Below are 21,025 nucleotides of genomic sequence, written 5' to 3'. Positions count from 1 at the left end.
AACCCGCATCAAGCCTTTGGCGGTTCAGTCCGGGCAAAACTTTCGCGCTGGAAGAGCGTTTCCGCCAGTTTGACCAGCAGCGGACGATCCACGCACCAGCCCGGCGAGACGCGGCGGAAATTGAGGTAGCCAATGGCGCAGGCGATGGCGATCGTCGCCAGATTCAGGCTATCGCTCTGAATTTTCCCGTCGCGGATCAGCTGTTCGCACATATCCAGGCTGCGGCTGATTTTTTCGCGCTGGCGCAGCAGCTCATTTTCTGACTGCTGGGCGGCGGGCCTTGCCTGCTCGCGTACGGACGTTAATGCCGCATCCATAATGCCATCCGCCAGGGCTTCAATTTGCTTCATCGCCAGCGCTGCTTTTGGGTCCGCCGGCAGCATGGCTGGCGCAACGCCAAGTAGCTCGATGTACTCCGCAATGATCGGGGAATCAAACCAGTAGTCGCCCTCGTCCGTTACCAGCGCCGGGACTTTCCCCAGCGGGTTGTACTGCGCAACGCCGTTCTCTGCGTTGTAGGGTTGTTCATTCACGAATTCAAATTCAATCCCTTTCTCCAGCAGGAGAATCGAAATCTTACGCACGAAAGGACTGGTATAACTGCCGATGAGTTTCATTGCTTATCCTTAATGCCCACAAAGAGGTCAGTATGGATCAAGCCGTGGAAAAAGGCAGGTGTGCGTATCGCATTCCTGCCGTGAGGGGATACGGGAGAAATCTGCATAAAAATATTTTGTGAATCAAATCACAATCTGGAAACAAACAGCCAACGTAACATTGTGATGCAAATCACAAAACACCGCCCATTTTGGCGTAATTCTGAGCGATGTATTTTTTTTACACACTCGTTATGTGATCGCGATCACTTCATTAATGTCCTCACCCCCTACATTCATGTGATTCAGATCACACAAAATTTCACTGTCTGGACAGTTGAACAATTCAGTGCCAGATTTCACAGCATCAGAACAGGGCCCGGCTACCTCTGCCGCCGCACATTAACGATAAACCTCGGGCCACAAGCCTAAGCGTAAACATAAGAAGGGGTGTTTTATGTCATCCGATTTCAAGATCAAAGTGCAAAGCTTTGGTCGTTTCCTCAGCAACATGGTGATGCCAAATATCGGCGCGTTTATCGCGTGGGGTATTATCACCGCATTATTTATTCCGACAGGGTGGTTGCCTAACGAAACGCTGGCGAAACTTGTTGGCCCAATGATTACGTACCTGCTGCCGCTGCTCATCGGTTATACCGGTGGTCGTCTGGTGGGCGGTGATCGTGGTGGCGTCGTGGGTGCCATCACAACCATGGGTGTTATCGTCGGTGCGGATATGCCGATGTTCCTCGGTGCGATGATTGCCGGTCCTCTCGGCGGCTGGGCGATCAAGAAATTCGACGTCTGGGTTGATGGCAAGATCAAATCCGGCTTCGAAATGCTGGTGAACAACTTCTCTGCGGGCATCATCGGCATGATCCTCGCGATTCTGGCGTTCCTCGGCATTGGTCCGGCGGTTGAAGTGCTCTCCAAGCTGCTGGCGGCGGGCGTTAACTTCATGGTGGCGCACGACATGCTGCCGCTGGCGTCTATCTTCGTTGAACCGGCGAAAATCCTGTTCCTGAACAACGCCATCAACCACGGTATCTTCTCACCGCTGGGTATTCAGCAGTCACACGATCTCGGCAAGTCCATCTTCTTCCTGATTGAAGCGAACCCGGGTCCGGGTATGGGCGTTCTGCTGGCATACATGTTCTTTGGTCGCGGCAGCGCGAAACAGTCTGCTGGCGGCGCGGCGATCATTCACTTCCTGGGCGGTATTCACGAAATTTACTTCCCGTATGTGCTGATGAACCCACGTCTGATCCTGGCCGTTATCCTTGGCGGTATGACCGGCGTGTTCACCCTGAGCGTGCTGGGCGGTGGTCTGGTGTCTCCTGCTTCTCCGGGCTCTATCCTGGCGGTGCTGGCGATGACCCCGAAAGGCGCCTACTTCGCGAACATCGCGGCTATCTGTGCGGCCATGGCGGTCTCCTTCGTGGCCTCCGCTATCCTGCTGAAAACCAGCAAGGTGAAAGAAGACGACGATATCGAAGCGGCAACCCGTCGTATGCATGACATGAAAGCCGAATCCAAAGGCGCAACGCCGCTGGCGGCGGGCGATGTCTCTAACGACCTGAGCCACGTGCGTAAAATCATCGTGGCCTGTGATGCCGGTATGGGCTCCAGCGCAATGGGTGCGGGCGTACTGCGTAAGAAAGTGCAGGATGCGGGTCTGACCAACATCTCCGTCACCAACAGCGCGATTAACAGCCTGCCGCCGGACGTTGACCTGGTGATCACGCACCGCGATCTGACCGAACGCGCTATGCGTCAGGTACCGCAGGCGCAGCACATTTCCCTGACCAACTTCCTCGACAGCGGCCTGTACGCCAGCCTGACCGAACGCCTGGTGGCGGCGCAGCGCCATGAAGATAACGAAGTGAAAGTGCGCACCAGCCTGCAAGACAGCTTCGACGAGAGCAACGCGCATCTGTTCAAACTGGGCGCTGAAAACATCTTCCTTGGCCGCACGGCGACCAATAAAGAAGAGGCCATTCGCTTCGCCGGTGAGCAGCTGGTGAAAGGCGGCTACGTTCAGCCTGAGTACGTTGAAGCGATGCTGGAGCGCGAAAAGCTGACCCCAACCTACCTGGGTGAATCCATCGCGGTGCCACACGGTACGGTGGAAGCCAAAGACCGCGTGCTGAAAACCGGCGTGGTGTTCTGTCAGTATCCTGATGGCGTACGCTTCGGTGAAGAAGAGGACGACATCGCCCGTCTGGTGATTGGTATCGCCGCTCGCAACAACGAGCATATCCAGGTGATTACCAGCCTGACCAACGCGCTGGATGACGAAACGGTTATTGAGCGTCTGGCCAACACCACCAGCGTTGAAGAAGTTCTGGCATTGCTGAACAAGTAACAGCGCCTCTTCCCTCTCCCCCCGGGGAGAGGGCTAGGGTGAGGGGAAAACGTTCCTCACCCCAGCCCTCTCGGGTAAAAACATTGATGAAGGTTAACACTATGAAAGCATTACATTTTGGCGCAGGTAATATCGGTCGTGGCTTTATCGGTAAACTGCTGGCAGACGCAGGCATTACCCTGACATTCGCCGATGTGAATCAGGTGGTTCTGGATGCCCTGAATGCCCGTCATAGCTATCAGGTTCACGTGGTGGGTGAAAACGAACAGGTTGAAACGGTCTCTGGCGTCAACGCGGTAAGCAGCATTGGCGACGACGTGATTGACCTCATCGCGAGCGTTGATCTGGTCACCACCGCCGTGGGTCCGGTGGTGCTTGAGCGCATCGCCCCGGCGGTTGCGAAAGGCCTGGCGAAACGTAAAGCACAGGGCGTTGAAACGCCGCTGAACATCATCGCCTGTGAAAACATGGTGCGCGGCACCACGCAGCTGAAAGGCCACGTTATGGCAGCCGTTGCCGACGAAGATAAAGCCTGGGTTGAAGCGCACGTCGGTTTTGTGGACTCCGCCGTGGATCGCATCGTTCCGCCGTCAGAATCCGCCACCAACGACCCACTGGAAGTGACCGTGGAAACCTTCAGCGAGTGGATCGTCGATAAAACCCAGTTTAAGGGGGCGCTGCCGACCATTCCGGGAATGGAATTAACCGATAATCTGATGGCATTTGTCGAACGTAAACTCTTCACGCTGAACACCGGGCATGCTATAACCGCGTACCTCGGAAAATTGGCCGGTCATCAGACGATTCGTGACGCGATCCTCGATGAGAACATCCGTGCGGTGGTCAAAGGGGCAATGGAAGAGAGCGGCGCGGTGCTGATCAAACGCTACGGTTTTGATGCTGATAAACACGCAGCATACATCCAGAAAATCCTCGGTCGTTTTGAAAACCCGTATCTGAAAGATGACGTTGAGCGCGTGGGTCGTCAGCCGCTACGCAAACTGAGCGCGGGCGATCGCCTGATTAAGCCGCTGCTGGGCACGCTGGAATACGGCCTGCCGCACGCTAACCTGGTGAAAGGGATTGCCGCCGCCATGCACTACCGCAGCGAGCAGGACCCGCAGGCGATTGAGCTGGCTCAGCTGATTGATGACAAAGGCGCGCAGGCTGCGCTGGCGCAGATCTCCGGTCTGGATGCCAACAGTGACGTAATTGCGGAGGCGGTCAGCGCATACAACGCAACCAAATGATGCAGAGTCCGGCGCAGGTTAGCCTGCGCCCGAATAACAGATTGTCAGATATGCAGGCAATAATGGAACAAACCCAGGCCTTTGAAAATCGTGTGCTTGAGCGTCTGAATGCTGGCAAAACCGTACGAAGTTTCCTGATTGCCGCCGTCGAGCTGTTAACCGAGGCGGTGAACATTCTGGTGCTTCAGGTGTTTCGCAAAGACGACTACGCGGTAAAGTATGCTGTAGAACCGTTACTGGACGGAGACGGACCGCTGGGCGATTTATCGGTACGGCTGAAGCTGATTTACGGTCTTGGCGTGCTGAACCGCCAGGAGTATGAAGACGCCGAGCTGTTAATGGCGCTGCGCGAAGAGCTCAATCATGACGGTAATGAGTACACCTTTACCGATGATGAGATACTGGGGCCCTTCGGCGAACTGCACTGCGTATCCGCGCTCCCTCCCGCACCTCAGTTTGATAACAGCGACCCTGAGCTGTACGCGATGCAAAAGCTGCGTTATCAACAGGTTGTGCGCTCCACCATGGTGCTTTCCCTGACTGAGCTGATTTCTAAAATCAGCTTAAAAAAAGCGTTTCAGAAGTAAGCCCGCACACATTGGTGTATCCTTCCCTGTAAATTCCCCGTTTTCAGAGTTATTTGTCATGAAAGAAGTCGAAAAGAACGAAATTAAACGCCTGAGCGACCGTCTGGATCTGATCCGCCATCAGATGGCTGGCCTCTCCCTGGTCGATTCCGCCGAGAAATATGCCGAGCTGGAAAAAGAGTCCGTGAAGCTGGAGGCGGAAATTGAGCGCCTGCGCGAAGTGAAAGGCCAGAAGCTGAGTAAAGAAGCGCAGAAGCTGATGAACATGCCGCATCGCCGCGCGATCACCAAAAAAGAGCAGGCCGATATGGGTAAGCTGAAGAAAAGCGTCCGTGGCCTGGTGGTGGTGCACCCGATGACTGAGCTTGGCCGCGAAATGGGCCTGAAAGAGATGACGGGTTTTTGTAAGACCGCGTTCTGATCGTCCTCCCCTGCCGCTGCGGCAGGGGAAACTCAGTTGTAAATCAGGTTAAACGTCGCCATCGCATCCGCTTTTCCCGCCGTCACGTTCTCTTCCGTCTGAAGGTAATGCGCATCAAACCAGAAGGTTTGCGTCTGGTTATCCCCCACTTGCCCAAGCGCCGACACCTGCGGGGTGTTCCACGACACCACCTGCCCCTGAACCGAACCGGTATTGTCACCGTAAAGCAGTTCGATCCCGACACCGCTGGCGCTATCCTCCTGCTTCGTCAACGCCAGCGCCCGATCGTTGCCCGGCGTGGTATCGCCAAAGAAACCCATCTTCACCGCCGTGTTATTTTCGCAGGTCACCGGAATGCTGAAGCGTCCGCCTCCGGCGCGGGAGCCGATGCCGTGAAATTCACGCTGGCTCACGCTCCCCATGGGAACAAGAATGCTGCGAGAGCCCACTGAACAGCTGGTACGCCTGACGGTGAAGCTGGCGAGATGGATCTGTACCGGTGTCGCCACGTTGGTGGCGCTGGCTTGATTTTCTCCCGCCTGCAATATCAGCGATCCGACATTTTGCTCCTGGGAATTGGCGTTATCATCAGGCATGGCGCTGGTCGTCGGAATTTTGTAAAACACCACCCAGAACTGCATTTTGTACATTGAGGCGCTGGCAAAAGCGGGGTTTTGCGATGCGTCGCAAATGCGCCGGGACTCATTGCCATTCACCAGACTTGTGCCGTCAATATAGCGTATCGCATCGGCGCCGCAGTACTGCTGTTCCCGGAATCCCAGCGCGTAGCCGATGCCGTCGATCTGAGTTTTATAGACGTGACGTGACGCGCCGTCTTCACCCACCACGGTGCCGACGGGGTTATCCACGTCGACAAAGCCGATACTACGCCAGGCATCATTCCCGCCATCACAGCTGTAGAAATCCGCCCCGGTAGACTGTATCGGCGCAGATATCGGCGTCCAGTCCGCCGTGCCGGGCGCATACCCAATGGCATAAGGCACCTGAACGACCCACTGATCGCGCGTGGTGCGGCAGGTTGAAGTCTGGGCATGGGCATGAAAACTCAGCATGCCAAAAAGCGAAAGAAGGCTCAGATAGAAAAACCAGTGAATTAAACGACGCATGATATTCCTCTAATGGCACTCAACGGACAGCGTGGCGATACCGGGGGCCATATGAGTTTTCCCCAGTCTGAAAGGTGTCTGGCATTGCTGCTGCTCCCCGTCCTGATACCAGGTGACGCGCAGGGTGCCGCGCTCTGGTACGCCGCTCAGGTAGGCCTGACCGCCGTCAGCGACCATGCTTCGGTTTGCAGAATGGCGGTTCTGCTCCACCACTTCAGCCTGCGCGCCAAACGGCAACGGTTCGCCGTGGTAGCGCAGGGAAAACAGAACGCGATAACCAATGTGGGTTTTGTAATTGGCCAGTACCACCGCGCCGCTGGTGGGAATGAGCGTCAGACCGCTCTGCTCAACGTCGACGTTCTCACCCAGCGTCGCCGTATCAAGACTGACGGTATTTTTGCGATACGCCGAGAGCGTTGGCATGACCGCACAGCCGCGGCTGTCGGTATGGATCCCGTTGTAGCCCTCCGGCTCAACGTTCGCCGCACCGGGCACGCGCAGCAGGGCGACGGTATCGCCCAGCGGCTGGCTAAGCGTGACGCCATACTGCGTGGCGATAACGCCTCCGGCGAGTCCGAGGCTCGCGTTGCTACCGCTTCGGCTGTGGTCATAACCGAGGCTGACGTTGCCGTAGCCACCGTTGTATTGCAGCGCCAGGCTGGTACTGTCGGCTTGTCCCTCGCTGGCCTTACTCTGCTGAACGCTGTAATTCAGGTTGCGGTTCGCCAGCGCACTGCCGTTGAGTGACACCTGCTGCGTGGTCATCCCACGATTGTTGTGGTTGATGAAGTAACTGACCGAGCTGTCCGGTAACCAGTGACCAAGCGGAACATTGACGTTAAACGACACGGTACGATCGGGATGCTGCTCAAGCGCTGAGTCGGTGTAGTCATACCCCGCGCCCCAGGTAATGCCCCGCCAGCTGGTGTACCAGCCAATGTGGATGGTTTTATCCTGCCCGGACGTATGCCAGTAATCCTGCATCCATGCCGAGACGCTGAGGCTGCCGAACTGACCCAGCGTCTGTGAAAAGGTGACCTGTGAGCGGCTACGGCGATTATTGAGTTGCAGTTGTTGGCTGTCAGACTGATTCAGTTCACTAAATTCATAGTAATTGCGCGAGGCATAGCGATAACTCGCCAGGTTGAAGGCGGTGCCGGTAGCGCTGAAATCTTTCTGGTACTGAATGCGCCACGCCTGCCCCATCGCGCTTTTGCCGTCGGGTAAACGGCTTTTTGCCAGCGTATCGTCAATGCCCAGCGAGCCAAATGCACCAAACCCTCTGCCTACGCCAATTGCACCGGCCTGATAGTTGCTCGCCGTACGAAAGCCGCCATACACCGTCATCCTGGAGAGCAGACCGTAGAAGAAAGCGCCTTCAACAAACTCAGGCGAACGCGCATCGCCGGAGCCGGAGTGAAATCGTCCGGCGTTGAGGCTGTATTTCAGGCTGCCCTGGCGTCGCATAAACGGCACCGCAGAATAGGGTTGGGTAAAGACGCGCGTTGAGCCGTCACTTTCCGTGATCGTAACCTGTAGATCGCCACTTTGTGCACCCGGGAACAGATCGTTAATGATAAATGGCCCGGCGGCCACCCAGGTTTCATAGATCACATAGCCATTTTGCGAAACGGAGACTTTAGCGAAGCTGTGTGCGACGCCGCGGATGGTTGGTGCGAAGCCGCGCTGGCTGTCGGGCAACATGCTTTCGCTTGATGAGAGCTGTACCCCGCGAAACGCCACGCTATCGAAGACGTCGCCTGCGGTCCAGGCATCGCCGATCCGTAGCTGGCTGTTAAGACGGCGAATATCCCGGCTCAGCCAGCTACTTTGCGACTGAAAATGGTCGCCGCCCGCGTCGCTGTGACTCCAGGCCGAAGTATTGCGCAACCGCCACGCCCCCAGATTGATGCCGTTACGCAGGCTCAGATAGCTGGATGTCGTGACCCCGCTCTGATGACGGGCCTGACCGCCCGACAGACTGTAATCAGTAAATGCCGCCGGGATACCATCGTCCCACTGCGACTGCGGCACGTAGCCACGGCTGCGGTGTTTCATCGCCGCCTGCGGCAGGCTGAGAAAAAGACGCTGTTGATTGAAATCATAAGAGGTTCGCGCTGCCGGAATAAAATCCTCGAGGTGCGTGAACGTTTCTCCCTCCTGCAACCGGGAGAATGCAGGAATGGCCCCTACATTTACGCCAAGCGCTTCCAGCAGCGATACGCTAAAAACGGGTTGCAGGTTGCCTTTCTCATTGACGAAGGTGATCTCCTGATGTCGCTCCTCGCGTCCGTTAATCTCCAGCGTCACGAGCCAGGTGCCTGGCATTTGCCCGCCCTTTTCAGAGAAATAGTGCAGATCCGCCGTTTTCTGTTCGGTAGAGGAAAGCTCCAGCGCGGCGGGATCAAAGTAATCCTCGGCCATCCCCGCGCGGCTGAAGCTAAGCAGCAACACCGAAAGCGGCGCGTAACGAAACAGGCGAAAAGGCATGGTCTTAAAGAGGCTGGGTGTGGGTGGCGGTGATGGCACCAAAATCATTAATAGCCGACCAGCTTACGCCCCCGGAGGCGGACACAGGCCATTCACGGGTTTCCCCTGGACCGATCATGCCCGGCTGCTCAATTTTATGCCCGCCAACGGACAGCCGATAAAAAGAGACGTAGTATGGCGTCGGGTTGGCGGCCTTAAGCCCTTTTCCCGTCCGCGAAAACGTTATTTTCTGCCAGGCAGTGGCAGCGTCCCCTTTCAGATTGTCCGGGCGATAGAAAATTTTAAATTTCGATTTAACGTTAACTTGTAATTCGTTGCTGCTCTCTTTTGGCTTTGGCGCAATCGCTTTAATATCGAGCCAGAATACAGATTCACGATCTGTGGGCAGCGGAGCGCCGGTATATTGAATACGCAGCGTGTTGGTCTGCTCCGGATCAAGTCTGAACAGAGGTGGCGTGACAATAAATGGCGCAGCGTTATTTTTACCCTGCCCATCGCCTTCAACCCACGACTGAATAAGATAGGGAACCGCACTTTCCATATTAGAAACAGAAAATGCCACCTCCTTGCTGTGTTGTGGGTATACGATCCGTGTTCCCCCCATTACAACGCCAGCGGAAACTGACGCAGAACTAACCATTAATGCAGTGAGCATAATATACGATAAACGTTTCATCATTATTATCTCTGGAGGTGGCTGACAGTGAAATCAGTTATAAACCATCAGGAAGTTGGATACGGCGTTAACATCGCCGGCGTTGATTTCCGTGCCATCTTTGTCAAGTGCGGCATAGAAAGTTAATTCAGCATTGCCTTCATCATCCGGTGCGGTTGTTTCAGATACCGTACCCGGTTTAATCGCGGTGCTGCGATCGCTGTTATAAAGCTTCACGCCGACACCCGTCGCCATACCTTCACCTGGCGTAACCTGAAGCAGTGTGTCATTCACCGTATCTTTGGTTCCGTCAAACAGTACCGCAACCGATTCAACCGTCTCCGGGCAGTTTTCCACGTTGATTTTGAACTCGCGCGGCGTCGTTTCGTTGTGATCGTCAAAGTAGCTTTTTGCCCACGCCCCAAGGTCTACCGTTTTGTTTTTAGAGGCCGGAGTAATATCACAGGAAATAAGGGTAATCTTCCCTGTAAAATTGATCACCCCGCCCGTGCTTTGCGAACCCGCACCGGTATCCAGAGAAGCATTAACGCCAGAATCACTGCTTGCCAGTACCGATTGAGAAGATAACAGCAGCCCCGCCGCGGCAATCGCCAGCGCCACATTTTTGATTTTCATTTGGAACACTTTCCCCTCTGTAAATTAAACAGATATAGACTTGTTGTACCAGGTACAATAACCGCTATAAGGATTTAAAAACGCCACCGAAAGGGTTTTAGCAGAATGGGTGACGCGACCTTATAGAATAAAGCAGGGTCCATCCCATGGTGATAATCCGTATATTTTCAGAAGGCCATACACAGATATCCTTCAACTGAGGAATGACTTCTGGCCGAAAATAACACTGAATACGTTGTGGTTAGTAATAAATTTAAAATCTTCTGTTACGTTGCTTCTGAATAAATAGTAAATCAAATGCCTTTTAACGTCTACGTATTGAAAAGCAATATGCCGCGTCTGTAAACACTCTGGAATTAACACTCAGCTAACAAATTTAACCCCTTTCCATTGCGCTAATAATTATTAATCTGCTTTTAATACCGTAACTAAATTACAAGAGAGTTAACTGATCATTGTTTGATCAATTTATTTCAGAATATTATTAGCCAAAAAATGTCTGTTCAGCGCAAAATTCTTATCCTTTATCCTGGAAAACCGCAATTGAACAGGATATTTCTTTATCGATCAGCAATTGATCGTTTGTAATACACTGTTAAAATCTATATGTGAAATATACCTTAATTAAAATTTTTTGCTACAGCTTCGATTTCGCATTTTTAACCAAAAAAAATTTTTATTTATAGGAAATATATCACTCTGCTCACACATATATAGCTTTTCAAAAACACAAATAAAACAAACAAACCTCATTCGATTCACGCAACGTTATCAACTCCCCTTTTTATATAACCACTTTTACGCGCCGTATCTGCTCAGAAGGCGAGTGTAATGTTCTCCACCTGACTAACGCTGCCAACGCATACGGTGAGTTGATTTTGCGGGTTTGGTCCTACCAATCATGCGTAAAGCTATCCATCGTTCACAGTTTCGATGCGCCACTTCACAAAACCATTGCTGAATAGCAACACTTGGTTAACCATTTATTGCCATTAACCCTACATCACAATATTGGAAGGACCACTTTTACACGAAGTGTGACGCTGAGATGAGCAGAGACTCACCCGACGAACACCTGTGTGGTCCTCAGGAGACCTGCATGAGCCTCTGGCAACAAAACTACGATCCGGCCGGGAATATCTGGCTGTCGAGCCTGATCGCATCGCTACCGATCCTGTTCTTCTTCTTTGCGCTGATAAAGCTCAAGCTGAAGGGCTACCTTGCCGCAACGTACACCGTTGCCATCGCCCTGCTGGTGGCGCTGTTCTTCTATAAAATGCCGGTCGATCGCGCGCTGGCCTCCGTGGTGTATGGTTTCTTCTACGGCCTGTGGCCGATTGCGTGGATCATCATCGCCGCCGTCTTTGTCTACAAAATCTCGGTGAAAACCGGGCAGTTCGACATTATTCGCTCGTCGATTCTCTCTATTACGCCAGACCAGCGTTTACAGATGCTGATTGTCGGCTTCTCCTTCGGGGCATTCCTTGAAGGGGCGGCAGGATTCGGCGCGCCGGTGGCGATCACCGCCGCTCTGCTGGTCGGGCTGGGCTTTAACCCGCTGTATGCCGCTGGCCTGTGCCTGATTGTGAACACCGCCCCGGTGGCGTTTGGCGCGATGGGCATTCCGATTCTGGTGGCGGGCCAGGTGACCGGGCTGGACAGCTTCGAGATCGGCCAGATGGTGGGCCGCCAGCTGCCGTTCCTGACCATTATCGTGCTGTTCTGGATCATGGCGATTATGGACGGCTGGCGCGGCGTGAAGGAGACCTGGCCTGCGGTGATGGTGGCGGGCGGTTCGTTCGCCATTGCCCAGTATCTCAGCTCCAACTTCCTCGGCCCGGAACTGCCGGACATCATCTCTTCCCTGGTGTCTCTGGTCTGTCTGACGCTGTTCCTGAAACGCTGGCAGCCGGTACGTATCTTCCGCTTTGCTGACATGGGCGCATCGCATGTGGATCAGACGCTGGCGCGCACCGGCTATACCGCCGGACAGATTGTGCGCGCATGGTCACCGTTCCTGTTCCTGACCGCCACCGTGACGCTGTGGAGCATTCCGCCGTTTAAAGCCCTGTTCGCCCCGGGCGGCGCGCTGTACGACATGGTGATTAATATCTCCGTGCCGTTCCTCGACAAAATGGTCGCCCGTATGCCGCCGGTGGTGCACGACGCCACGCCGTATGCGGCAGTGTTTAAGTTCGACTGGTTCTCAGCCACCGGCACGGCCATCCTGTTTGCCGCTATCCTTTCCGTAGTGTGGCTGCGCATGAAGCCAGCCGCCGCGGTGCAGACCTTTGCGGCAACGATTAAAGAGCTGATGCTGCCGATTTACTCCATCGGCATGGTGCTGGCGTTCGCGTTTATTTCGAACTACTCCGGCCTGTCGTCGACGCTGGCGTTAGCGCTGGCGCATACCGGCCACGCGTTTACCTTCTTCTCGCCGTTCCTCGGCTGGCTGGGGGTGTTCCTGACCGGTTCAGATACGTCATCTAATGCCCTGTTTGCCGCCCTACAGGCCACGGCCGCGCAGCAGATTGGCGTCTCGGACGTGCTGCTGGTCGCCGCGAACACCACCGGCGGCGTGACCGGGAAGATGATCTCGCCGCAGTCCATCGCCATTGCCTGTGCCGCGGTGGGGCTGGTAGGCAAAGAGTCGGATCTGTTCCGCTTTACCGTGAAACACAGCCTGATATTTACCTGCATGGTGGGCGTGATCACCACATTGCAGGCCTATGTCTTAACCTGGATGATTCCATGATAGTGATGCCCAGACGCCTGTCCGACGAGATTGCCACTCGCGTACGAGCGCTGATAGAAGAACAACAGCTGGAAGCGGGCATGAGATTGCCCGCCGAGCGTCAGCTTGCCGCTCAGCTTGGCGTGTCGCGCAATTCACTGCGCGAAGCGCTGGCGACGCTGGTCAGCGAAGGGGTGCTGCTGAGCCGTCGCGGCGGCGGCACCTTCGTGCGCTGGCAGCATGACGACTGGTCTGAACAAAACATCGTGCAGCCACTGAAGACGCTGATGGAAAACGACCCGGACTACAGCTTCGACATCCTCGAAGCGCGTCACGCCATCGAAACCAGCACCGCGTGGCACGCGGCGATGCGGGCAACCGACGCCGACAAAGAGAAGCTCAAAGCCTGTTTTGAAGCCACGCAAAGCAGCGACCCGGACATCGCCTCCCAGGCGGACGTGCGGTTCCATCTGGCGATTGCCGAGGCCTCGCACAACGTGGTGCTGCTGCAAACCATGCGCGGGTTCTTCGACCTGCTGCAATCCTCCGTGAAGCAGAGCCGCCAGCGCATGTATCTGGTTCCGCCGGTCTTTGCCCAGCTGACCGAACAGCACGAGGCGGTGCTCAACGCCATTCTGGCCGGTGATGCCGAGGCCGCGCGCAAGGCGATGATGGCGCATCTCGGCTTCGTGCACACCACCATTAAACGATTCGATGAAGACCAGGCCCGACAGGCGCGTATTACCCGTCTGCCTGGCGACAGTGATATTTCCAGGGAGAACAAAGCATGATTATTTCAGCAGCCAGTGACTATCGCGCCGCAGCGCAGCGCATTTTGCCCCCGTTCCTGTTCCACTATATCGACGGCGGGGCCTATGCCGAATACACCCTGCGCCGCAACGTGGAAGACCTGTCGGAGGTGGCCCTGCGCCAGCGCGTGCTGAAGAATATGTCCGACCTGAGCCTTGAGACAAAGCTGTTTAACGAAACGCTGTCCATGCCGGTGGCGCTCGCGCCCGTCGGCTTATGCGGCATGTATGCCCGCCGGGGTGAAGTGCAGGCCGCCGCCGCCGCAGATGCCAAAGGCATTCCGTTTACCCTTTCCACCGTGTCCGTCTGCCCGATTGAAGAGGTCGCTCCAACCATCAAGCGCCCGATGTGGTTCCAGCTGTACGTCCTGCGGGATCGCGGCTTTATGCGTAACGCGCTCGAGCGCGCGAAAGCGGCGGGCTGCTCCACGCTGGTCTTTACCGTCGATATGCCGACCCCCGGCGCGCGCTACCGCGATGCGCACTCCGGCATGAGCGGCCCGAACGCTGCGCTCCGTCGTTACTGGCAGGCCGTGACCCACCCGCAGTGGGCGTGGGATGTCGGGCTGAACGGTCGTCCGCACGATCTGGGGAACATTTCGGCCTACCTCGGTAAACCGACCGGGCTGGAGGATTACATCGGCTGGCTGGCGAACAACTTCGATCCATCCATCTCGTGGAAAGACCTGGAGTGGATCCGCGAATTCTGGGACGGCCCGATGGTGATCAAAGGGATCCTCGATCCGGAAGATGCCCGCGACGCGGTGCGTTTTGGCGCGGACGGGATCGTGGTCTCTAACCACGGTGGACGCCAGCTCGACGGCGTACTTTCTTCTGCCCGCGCGCTGCCCGCCATTGCCGATGCGGTGAAAGGCGATATCGCCATCCTTGCCGACAGCGGCATCCGCAACGGGCTGGACGTGGTGCGCATGATTGCGCTGGGCGCCGACAGCGTGCTGCTGGGGCGTGCGTATCTGTACGCGCTGGCCACCAGCGGCCAGGCGGGTGTGGCGAACCTGCTGGATCTGATCGAGAAAGAGATGAAGGTGGCGATGACGCTGACCGGTGCGAAGTCGATCAGCGAAATCAGCAAGGACTCGCTTGTGCAGGAACTGAGTAAGCTGCCTGCGGCGCTGGCGCCCCTTTCTCAGGGAAACGCGGCCTGATCTCCTCCGGTTAAAATCCCTTTCGCAGGCGCCCGACTTCTCTCTCGGGCGCTTTTTTTGTTGAAAATAACACCTGCGTAACATTCTTGATAAGAAAATTTGACACACCCCGCCCGTTCGCAATTGTATAGACAAGCAAATACAAGAACACAAAAACAACATCAGATCGGAGTGGAGCATATGGCGTATTCAGGTAAAGTGGATATTCAGCAGGTGATCGACGAGAGTCCTTTTTCACGGTTTCACTGGCTTCTTATCGTGCTGGGCTTTCTGGTTCTGGCGATCGATGGTTTCGATACCGCAGCGATGGGCTACATTGCGCCTACGCTGTCGGCAGAATGGGGAATACACAAACAGGATCTGGGGCCGGTGCTGAGCGCGGCGCTGCTGGGGCTGTCGCTGGGAGCACTGATTGCAGGCCCGGTATCGGACCGGATGGGACGCAAGCGCGTGCTGGTCTTTTCATGCCTGTTCTTCGGCCTGGCGAGTCTGGGCACGGCCTGGGCGCAAAGCCTGAATACCCTGACGCTGTGGCGCTTTCTGACAGGACTCGGCCTCGGCGCCGCCATGCCTAACGCCATTACGCTTATCTCCGAGTTTGCCCCTCAGCGCTGTCGCGCCATGGCGATTAATACCATGTACTGCGGCTTTCCGCTGGGTGCAGCGGGCGGCGGGGCGATCTCGTCCTGGCTTATCCCCCATCATGGCTGGCGAAGCGTGCTGCTGACCGGCGCAATTGCGCCGCTGATTTTAACCGTGCTGCTGGCGCTGCTGTTGCCGGAATCGGTGAAGTTTCTGGTGCAGCGCGGGAAGGACGTCATGCAGGTTCGCCGTATTGCCAGCCGGTTCGCCCGCAGCACGCTGGAGAGCGTCACGGGCTTTTTCTTGGCTGAGGAGAAAGTCGCGTCTAAAAAAGGGAGTGTGTCGCAGCTGTTTTCCATGCCCTGGCTGCCCGGTACCCTGATGCTGTGGGTTACCTACTTTATGGGACTGGTAATTTATTACGTCCTGCTGAGCTGGATGCCAACGCTGATGCAGGGGATGGGGTATGCGCTGGCGGAGTCCGCCTGGCTCACCTCGCTGTTCACCTTCGGCGGCACCGCTGGCATTTTGCTCGCGGGCTGGATGATGGACCGCTGGGAAGCGCACAAGGTGGTCGCGTGTGGTTTCGTGCTGACGATGGGCCTGATTCTTTTACTCGGCATTGAGCATAACCATATCGCCCTGTTTGGCGGGTTAATTTTCCTGATGGGGATCGCGATGAACGGCGCGCAGTCGGGCATGCAGACCCTGGCCGCCACCTTTTACCCTACCGAGTGCCGAGCGACGGGTATCGCCTGGATGCAGGGGATCGGCCGCTTCGGCGGCGTGGCGGGCACCATGACCAGCGCCCAGCTTCTTTCCATGCAGTGGCAGGCGGACAGTATTTTAATGATCCTCAGTGTGCCTGCTCTCGTGGCCGCGGCGGCAACCGTCTACAAAATGCTGTATAGCCGCGCGCAGGAGCCGGGCGTCGCCTAGTCCCTCTCTTTTCTGCTATTCTGCCCCCGCAATTAAGGGGGCAGCATGCTTAACATCGTCTTATTCGAACCAGAAATTCCGCCGAATACCGGCAATATTATCCGCCTGTGCGCCAACACCGGTTTTCGTCTGCACATCATTGAGCCGATGGGCTTTACGTGGGACGACAAACGTCTGCGCCGCGCGGGGCTGGACTACCATGAGTTTACCGCCGTCGTTCGTCATCACGATTACGCCGCGTTTCTGGGATCCGAAAAACCACAGCGCATGTTCGCCCTGACCACCAAAGGTACGCCAGCGCACAGCGCCGTAAGCTATCAGGACGGGGATTATCTGATGTTTGGTCCGGAAACCCGCGGCCTGCCGGCCACCATTCTGGATGCCCTGCCCGCTGAGCAGAAAATTCGTATTCCGATGATGCCGGACAGCCGCAGCATGAACCTGTCGAATGCGGTGTCGGTGGTGGTGTATGAGGCGTGGCGCCAGCTGGGTTATCCCGGCGCGATACTGCGTAGCTAAAACAGTTCGGGTGGCTTACGCCACCCGATTCGTCATGTTTAGCCTGCTACCGCGATACGTTTCATATCGGTCATGTAGCCGCGCAGTTTCTGGCCCACTTTCTCGATTTCGTGGCTGCGAATCGCTTCGTTGACGTCACGCAGCTGCGCGTTATCAACCGCACCTTCCGCAATCGCCTGGCCCAGATCGCCCGCTTGCAGGGTGGTCATGAACTCTTTCAGCAGCGGTACGCAGGCGTAAGAGAACAGGTAGTTACCGTACTCGGCGGTATCGGAGATCACCACGTTCATCTCATACAGACGCTTACGGGCGATGGTGTTCGCGATCAGCGGCAGCTCGTGCAGCGATTCATAGTACGCAGATTCTTCAATGATGCCCGAATCCACCATGGTTTCGAATGCCAGCTCAACGCCCGCTTTCACCATCGCGATCATCAGGACGCCTTTATCGAAGTACTCCTGCTCGGTGATCTTGCCGTCATACTGTGGTGCGGTTTCGAACGCGGTTTTACCGGTCTCTTCGCGCCAGGTCAGCAGTTTCTTATCGTCATTCGCCCAGTCCGCCATCATGCCGGAAGAGAACTCGCCGGAAATGATGTCGTCCATATGTTTCTGGAACAGCGGCGCCATGATGGTTTTCAGCTGTTCAGAGAGTGCGAACGCGCGCAGTTTTGCCGGGTTGGACAGACGGTCCATCATCAGCGTAATGCCGCCCTGCTTCAGCGCTTCGGTGATGGTTTCCCAGCCGAACTGAATCAGTTTTTCCGCGTATGCCGGGTCGGTGCCTTCTTCCACCAGCTTGTCGAAGCACAGCAGAGAGCCGGCCTGGAGCATGCCGCACAGGATGGTCTGCTCGCCCATCAGGTCAGATTTCACTTCCGCAACGAAGGAAGATTCCAGCACGCCCGCACGATGACCGCCGGTGGCCGCTGCCCAGGCTTTGGCAATCGCCATGCCTTCGCCTTTCGGATCGTTTTCCGGGTGAACGGCGATCAGCGTCGGTACGCCGAAGCCACGTTTGTACTCTTCGCGCACTTCGGTGCCCGGGCACTTCGGTGCCACCATCACTACGGTGATGTCTTTACGGATCTGCTCGCCCACTTCAACGATGTTGAAGCCGTGGGAGTAACCCAGCGCGGCGCCGTCTTTCATCAGCGGCTGTACGGAACGCACAACGTCAGAGTGCTGCTTGTCTGGCGTCAGGTTAACCACCAGATCCGCCTGCGGGATCAGCTCTTCGTAGGTGCCCACTTTGAAGCCGTTTTCGGTCGCTTTACGCCAGGAAGCGCGCTTTTCAGCAATCGCTTCTTTGCGCAGGGCGTAGGAGATATCCAGCCCGGAGTCACGCATGTTCAGGCCCTGGTTCAGACCCTGTGCGCCACAGCCGACAATGACCACTTTTTTACCCTGAAGGTAGCTCGCGCCATCGGCAAATTCATCGCGCGCCATGAAGCGGCATTTGCCCAGCTGCGCCAGCTGCTGGCGCAAGTTCAGTGTATTAAAGTAGTTAGCCATGGGTGATACCTCGTGATGTTGTGTGTCTTATTGTTCGGTTCGCGTTTCAGCGAGAATGTACCCACATTACAACAGGAAATTTATTGCGGAAATTGATATATTCACAACGTCACATTGCAATTTTTGCAATGTAAAAAGAGGGAGTGGAATCGGTGGATTTACGCGATCTGAAAATGTTCCTGCACCTGGCGGAAAGCCGTCACTTTGGCCGCAGCGCCCGGGCGATGCACGTCAGCCCCTCCACGCTGTCGCGCCAGATCCAGCGCCTTGAGGAAGACCTCGGCCAGCCGCTGTTCGTGCGCGATAACCGCACCGTCACTCTCACGGAAGCCGGTGAAGAGCTGCGCATCTTTGCTCAGCAGACGTTATTACAGTATCAGCAGCTGCGGCACACCATCGACCAGCAGGGGCCGTCGCTTTCCGGCGAGCTGCATATTTTCTGTTCCGTGACCGCTGCCTACAGCCATCTTCCCCCCATTCTCGACCGCTTCCGTGCGGAACATCCGTCGGTTGAAATTAAGCTCACCACCGGCGATGCCGCCGACGCGATGGAAAAAGTGGTAACGGGCGAAGCGGATCTGGCGATTGCCGGAAAACCGGAAACGCTGCCGGGGGCGGTGGCGTTCTCGATGCTTGAGAATCTGGCGGTAGTGTTGATTGCCCCGGCGCTGCCCTGCCCGGTGCGCAACCAGGTCTCGGTGGAGAAACCGGACTGGTCGACGGTGCCGTTTATCATGGCCGATCAGGGGCCGGTGCGTCGCCGCATCGAGCTGTGGTTCCGCCGCCAGAAGATCAGCAACCCGTCGATTTACGCCACGGTCGGCGGCCATGAGGCGATGGTATCGATGGTGGCGCTCGGCTGCGGCGTGGCGCTGCTGCCGGAAGTGGTGCTGGAAAACAGCCCGGAGCCAGTGCGCAATCGCGTGATGATTTTAGAACGCAGCGACGAGAAAACGCCGTTCGAGCTAGGCGTGTGCGCACAAAAAAAGCGGCTGCATGAGCCGCTTATTGATGCGTTCTGGAAGATATTGCCGAACCACTAAAGCCGGGTGGCGCTGCGCTTACCCGGCCTACACGCAGTTCAACCCTTAGCCCGCCAGGAAGAAACGGAACGCCGGGTTGTGGGTTTCGTCATGGCACTCATAGCCCAGCTCGTTCAGGCGCGTTTCGAAATCCGGCTCGTGCTCGCCCAGTTCGAACGCCGCCAGCACGCGGCCATAGTCGGTGCCGTGGCTGCGGTAGTGGAACAGAGAGATGTTCCAGTGCGTGCCCAACGTGTGCAAAAACTTGAGCAGCGCGCCCGGCGATTCCGGGAACTCGAAGCTGAACAGGCGTTCCTTGAGCGGCTTGGATGGACGGCCGCCGACCATGTAACGCACGTGCAGCTTCGCCATCTCGTCGTCGGAGAGATCGACCACACTGTAGCCGCCTTCATGCAGCAGGCTGAGGATCTCTTTACGCTCCTCCACGCCCCGGCTCAGACGCACGCCGACAAAAATGCACGCATCTTTGGCGTCGGCAAAGCGGTAGTTGAACTCCGTTACCGAACGGCCGCCCAGCAGCTGACAGAACTTCAGGAAGCTGCCCTTCTCTTCCGGAATGGTCACCGCCAGCAGCGCTTCACGCTGTTCGCCCAGTTCGCAGCGCTCGGAAACGTAGCGCAGACCGTGGAAGTTCACGTTGGCGCCGGAAAGCACGTGCGCCAGACGCTCGCCACGAATATTGTGCTGGGCGATGTATTTTTTCATTCCCGCCAGCGCCAGCGCGCCGGACGGTTCCGCCACCGCACGCACATCCTCGAAGAGATCTTTCATCGCCGCGCAGATAGCGTCGCTGTCGACGGTGACGATATCGTCGAGATACTCCTGGCACAGACGGAACGTTTCATCGCCAATGCGCTTCACCGCCACGCCCTCGGCGAACAGCCCGACGCGCGGCAGATCCACCGGATGGCCAGCGTCCAGCGCCTCCTTCAGGCAGGCAGAGTCTTCCGCTTCAACCGCAATCACTTTGATCTGCGGCATCAGCTGTTTGATCAGCACCGCCACACCTGCGGCTAAGCCACCGCCGCCCACCGGGACGAAAACGCGGTCGAGATGGGCGTCCTGCTGCAACAGTTCCAGCGCCAGCGTACCCTGCCCGGCAATCACCATCGGGTGGTCGAACGGCGGCACCCAGGTGAAGCCCTGCTGCTGCGCCAGCTCAATCGCTTTGGCTTTCGCTTCGTCAAAATTGGCCCCGTGGAGCAGCACTTCGCCGCCGAACCCGCGCACCGCGTCAACCTTGATATCTGCGGTGGCAACCGGCATCACGATCAGCGCCTTCAGCCCCAGACGCGCCGAGGAGAACGCCACGCCCTGCGCGTGGTTGCCCGCCGAGGCGGTAATCACCCCGCGGGCTTTCTGCTCGTCCGTCAGCCCGGCCATCATCGCGTAGGCGCCGCGCAGCTTAAAGCTGTGCACCGGCTGCCTGTCTTCACGCTTCACCAGAATGACGTTGTCGAGACGCGAAGAGAGTTTGTCCATTTTTTGCAGGGGCGTGACCTGCACCGCTTCATAGACCGGCGCGCGTAGCACCGCTCTCAGGTATTCCGCCCCCTCCGGGGCGGCGGATAAGGGTTGTGACTCGGCCATCA

17 protein-coding genes are annotated in these 21,025 nt (G+C 56.7%); 10 read left to right on the top strand and 7 right to left on the bottom strand.

Annotated elements, in window-relative coordinates; all coding sequences use genetic code 11:
* Nucleotides 1-8 precede the first annotated feature (8 nt).
* A complete protein-coding gene (locus RHN82_RS10445; protein ID WP_015572763.1) occupies nt 9-617 on the bottom strand; it encodes a glutathione S-transferase in 609 nt (202 codons plus the stop codon).
* 436 nt (nt 618-1,053) lie between these two features.
* On the opposite strand from RHN82_RS10445, the gene RHN82_RS10440 reads away from it, so the two are divergent.
* The 4 genes from RHN82_RS10440 (at nt 1,054) to RHN82_RS10425 (ending at nt 5,219) form a co-directional block, all read left to right on the top strand.
* A complete protein-coding gene (locus RHN82_RS10440; RefSeq protein ID WP_015572764.1) occupies nt 1,054-2,961 on the top strand; it encodes a PTS mannitol transporter subunit IICBA in 1,908 nt (635 codons plus the stop codon).
* 101 nt (nt 2,962-3,062) lie between these two features.
* Entirely contained in the window at nt 3,063-4,211 is a 1,149-nt protein-coding gene (gene mtlD / locus RHN82_RS10435) for a mannitol-1-phosphate 5-dehydrogenase (RefSeq protein WP_047052171.1), read from the top strand.
* Nucleotides 4,208-4,798 (top strand): mannitol operon repressor MtlR, encoded by a 591-nt coding sequence (gene mtlR / locus RHN82_RS10430; RefSeq protein WP_015572766.1) that lies wholly within the window; start codon nt 4,208-4,210, stop codon nt 4,796-4,798. Before mtlD ends, mtlR begins: the two co-directional genes overlap by 4 nt.
* Nucleotides 4,799-4,856: 58 nt before the next feature.
* Nucleotides 4,857-5,219, top strand: coding sequence for a YibL family ribosome-associated protein (locus tag RHN82_RS10425; protein WP_015572767.1), 363 nt, complete (start codon nt 4,857-4,859; stop codon nt 5,217-5,219).
* Nucleotides 5,220-5,251: 32 nt separating this feature from the next.
* On the opposite strand, the gene RHN82_RS10420 is transcribed toward RHN82_RS10425, so the two are convergent.
* From RHN82_RS10420 to RHN82_RS10405, 4 genes are read right to left on the bottom strand one after another with little or no spacing between them, the layout of a single operon-like run.
* On the bottom strand, nt 5,252-6,346 hold the full coding sequence (locus RHN82_RS10420; protein WP_047052173.1) for a fimbrial protein: 1,095 nt from the start codon (nt 6,344-6,346) through the stop codon (nt 5,252-5,254).
* A 9-nt stretch (nt 6,347-6,355) separates the two neighbouring features.
* Entirely contained in the window at nt 6,356-8,836 is a 2,481-nt protein-coding gene (locus RHN82_RS10415) for a fimbria/pilus outer membrane usher protein (RefSeq protein ID WP_052768117.1), read from the bottom strand.
* Between the two features lie 4 nt (nt 8,837-8,840).
* A complete protein-coding gene (locus RHN82_RS10410; protein WP_045911847.1) occupies nt 8,841-9,515 on the bottom strand; it encodes a molecular chaperone in 675 nt (224 codons plus the stop codon).
* Between the two features lie 30 nt (nt 9,516-9,545).
* Nucleotides 9,546-10,127 carry a fimbrial protein gene (locus RHN82_RS10405; protein WP_003860173.1) on the bottom strand — a complete coding sequence of 194 codons (582 nt, stop codon included), beginning with the start codon at nt 10,125-10,127 and terminating at the stop codon, nt 9,546-9,548.
* 1,099 nt (nt 10,128-11,226) lie between these two features.
* Here RHN82_RS10405 and lldP point away from each other — a divergent pair.
* The 5 genes from lldP to trmL all read left to right on the top strand — a co-directional run bounded on the left by lldP (nt 11,227) and on the right by trmL (nt 16,876).
* Nucleotides 11,227-12,882, top strand: coding sequence for an L-lactate permease (gene lldP, locus RHN82_RS10400; protein WP_003860175.1), 1,656 nt, complete (start codon nt 11,227-11,229; stop codon nt 12,880-12,882).
* Nucleotides 12,879-13,652 carry a transcriptional regulator LldR gene (gene lldR, locus RHN82_RS10395; protein ID WP_047052178.1) on the top strand — a complete coding sequence of 258 codons (774 nt, stop codon included), beginning with the start codon at nt 12,879-12,881 and terminating at the stop codon, nt 13,650-13,652. Before lldP ends, lldR begins: the two co-directional genes overlap by 4 nt.
* Nucleotides 13,649-14,836: an FMN-dependent L-lactate dehydrogenase LldD gene (gene lldD / locus RHN82_RS10390; RefSeq protein ID WP_047052180.1), complete on the top strand. Its 1,188-nt coding sequence runs from the start codon at nt 13,649-13,651 to the stop codon at nt 14,834-14,836. Before lldR ends, lldD begins: the two co-directional genes overlap by 4 nt.
* A gap of 180 nt (nt 14,837-15,016) precedes the next feature.
* Nucleotides 15,017-16,357 (top strand): aromatic acid/H+ symport family MFS transporter, encoded by a 1,341-nt coding sequence (locus RHN82_RS10385; RefSeq protein WP_047052181.1) that lies wholly within the window; start codon nt 15,017-15,019, stop codon nt 16,355-16,357.
* Between the two features lie 45 nt (nt 16,358-16,402).
* Complete coding sequence (trmL, locus tag RHN82_RS10380; RefSeq protein WP_003860178.1) at nt 16,403-16,876, top strand: tRNA (uridine(34)/cytosine(34)/5-carboxymethylaminomethyluridine(34)-2'-O)-methyltransferase TrmL; 474 nt, start codon at nt 16,403-16,405, stop codon at nt 16,874-16,876.
* 38 nt (nt 16,877-16,914) lie between these two features.
* On the opposite strand, the gene ilvC is transcribed toward trmL, so the two are convergent.
* Nucleotides 16,915-18,390: a ketol-acid reductoisomerase gene (gene ilvC / locus RHN82_RS10375; protein WP_006808634.1), complete on the bottom strand. Its 1,476-nt coding sequence runs from the start codon at nt 18,388-18,390 to the stop codon at nt 16,915-16,917.
* Nucleotides 18,391-18,542: 152 nt separating this feature from the next.
* On the opposite strand from ilvC, the gene ilvY reads away from it, so the two are divergent.
* Nucleotides 18,543-19,433: an HTH-type transcriptional activator IlvY gene (ilvY, locus tag RHN82_RS10370; RefSeq protein ID WP_017382574.1), complete on the top strand. Its 891-nt coding sequence runs from the start codon at nt 18,543-18,545 to the stop codon at nt 19,431-19,433.
* A 45-nt stretch (nt 19,434-19,478) separates the two neighbouring features.
* Here the strand turns inward: ilvY and ilvA are convergent, their stop codons facing one another.
* The gene (gene ilvA / locus RHN82_RS10365) at nt 19,479-21,023 is read right to left on the bottom strand and encodes a threonine ammonia-lyase, biosynthetic (RefSeq protein WP_100245298.1); all 1,545 of its coding nucleotides are present in this window, start codon (nt 21,021-21,023) and stop codon (nt 19,479-19,481) included.
* Nucleotides 21,024-21,025 lie beyond the last annotated feature (2 nt).

It is taken from the genome of Enterobacter cloacae complex sp. EB5 (genome assembly GCF_031432835.1).
GTDB classification, from domain to species: domain Bacteria; phylum Pseudomonadota; class Gammaproteobacteria; order Enterobacterales; family Enterobacteriaceae; genus Enterobacter; species Enterobacter hormaechei_C.
The sequence above is the reverse complement of the archived record's forward strand: the minus strand, read 5'-3'. Positions and strand labels throughout refer to the sequence as shown.

What these genes read in the sequence shown, in the direction of transcription:
- RHN82_RS10445 (WP_015572763.1), bottom strand. Translation starts at nt 617, where the DNA reads ATGAAACTCATCGGCAGTTATACCAGTCCTTTCGTGCGTAAGATTTCG.
- RHN82_RS10420 (WP_047052173.1), bottom strand. Translation starts at nt 6,346, where the DNA reads ATGCGTCGTTTAATTCACTGGTTTTTCTATCTGAGCCTTCTTTCGCTT.
- RHN82_RS10410 (WP_045911847.1), bottom strand. Translation starts at nt 9,515, where the DNA reads ATGATGAAACGTTTATCGTATATTATGCTCACTGCATTAATGGTTAGT.
- RHN82_RS10385 (WP_047052181.1), top strand. Translation starts at nt 15,017, where the DNA reads ATGGCGTATTCAGGTAAAGTGGATATTCAGCAGGTGATCGACGAGAGT.
- ilvA (WP_100245298.1), bottom strand. Translation starts at nt 21,023, where the DNA reads ATGGCCGAGTCACAACCCTTATCCGCCGCCCCGGAGGGGGCGGAATAC.
- RHN82_RS10405 (WP_003860173.1), bottom strand. Translation starts at nt 10,127, where the DNA reads ATGAAAATCAAAAATGTGGCGCTGGCGATTGCCGCGGCGGGGCTGCTG.
- mtlR (WP_015572766.1), top strand. Translation starts at nt 4,208, where the DNA reads ATGATGCAGAGTCCGGCGCAGGTTAGCCTGCGCCCGAATAACAGATTG.
- lldP (WP_003860175.1), top strand. Translation starts at nt 11,227, where the DNA reads ATGAGCCTCTGGCAACAAAACTACGATCCGGCCGGGAATATCTGGCTG.
- lldR (WP_047052178.1), top strand. Translation starts at nt 12,879, where the DNA reads ATGATAGTGATGCCCAGACGCCTGTCCGACGAGATTGCCACTCGCGTA.
- RHN82_RS10440 (WP_015572764.1), top strand. Translation starts at nt 1,054, where the DNA reads ATGTCATCCGATTTCAAGATCAAAGTGCAAAGCTTTGGTCGTTTCCTC.
- ilvC (WP_006808634.1), bottom strand. Translation starts at nt 18,390, where the DNA reads ATGGCTAACTACTTTAATACACTGAACTTGCGCCAGCAGCTGGCGCAG.
- RHN82_RS10425 (WP_015572767.1), top strand. Translation starts at nt 4,857, where the DNA reads ATGAAAGAAGTCGAAAAGAACGAAATTAAACGCCTGAGCGACCGTCTG.
- trmL (WP_003860178.1), top strand. Translation starts at nt 16,403, where the DNA reads ATGCTTAACATCGTCTTATTCGAACCAGAAATTCCGCCGAATACCGGC.
- lldD (WP_047052180.1), top strand. Translation starts at nt 13,649, where the DNA reads ATGATTATTTCAGCAGCCAGTGACTATCGCGCCGCAGCGCAGCGCATT.
- mtlD (WP_047052171.1), top strand. Translation starts at nt 3,063, where the DNA reads ATGAAAGCATTACATTTTGGCGCAGGTAATATCGGTCGTGGCTTTATC.
- RHN82_RS10415 (WP_052768117.1), bottom strand. Translation starts at nt 8,836, where the DNA reads ATGCCTTTTCGCCTGTTTCGTTACGCGCCGCTTTCGGTGTTGCTGCTT.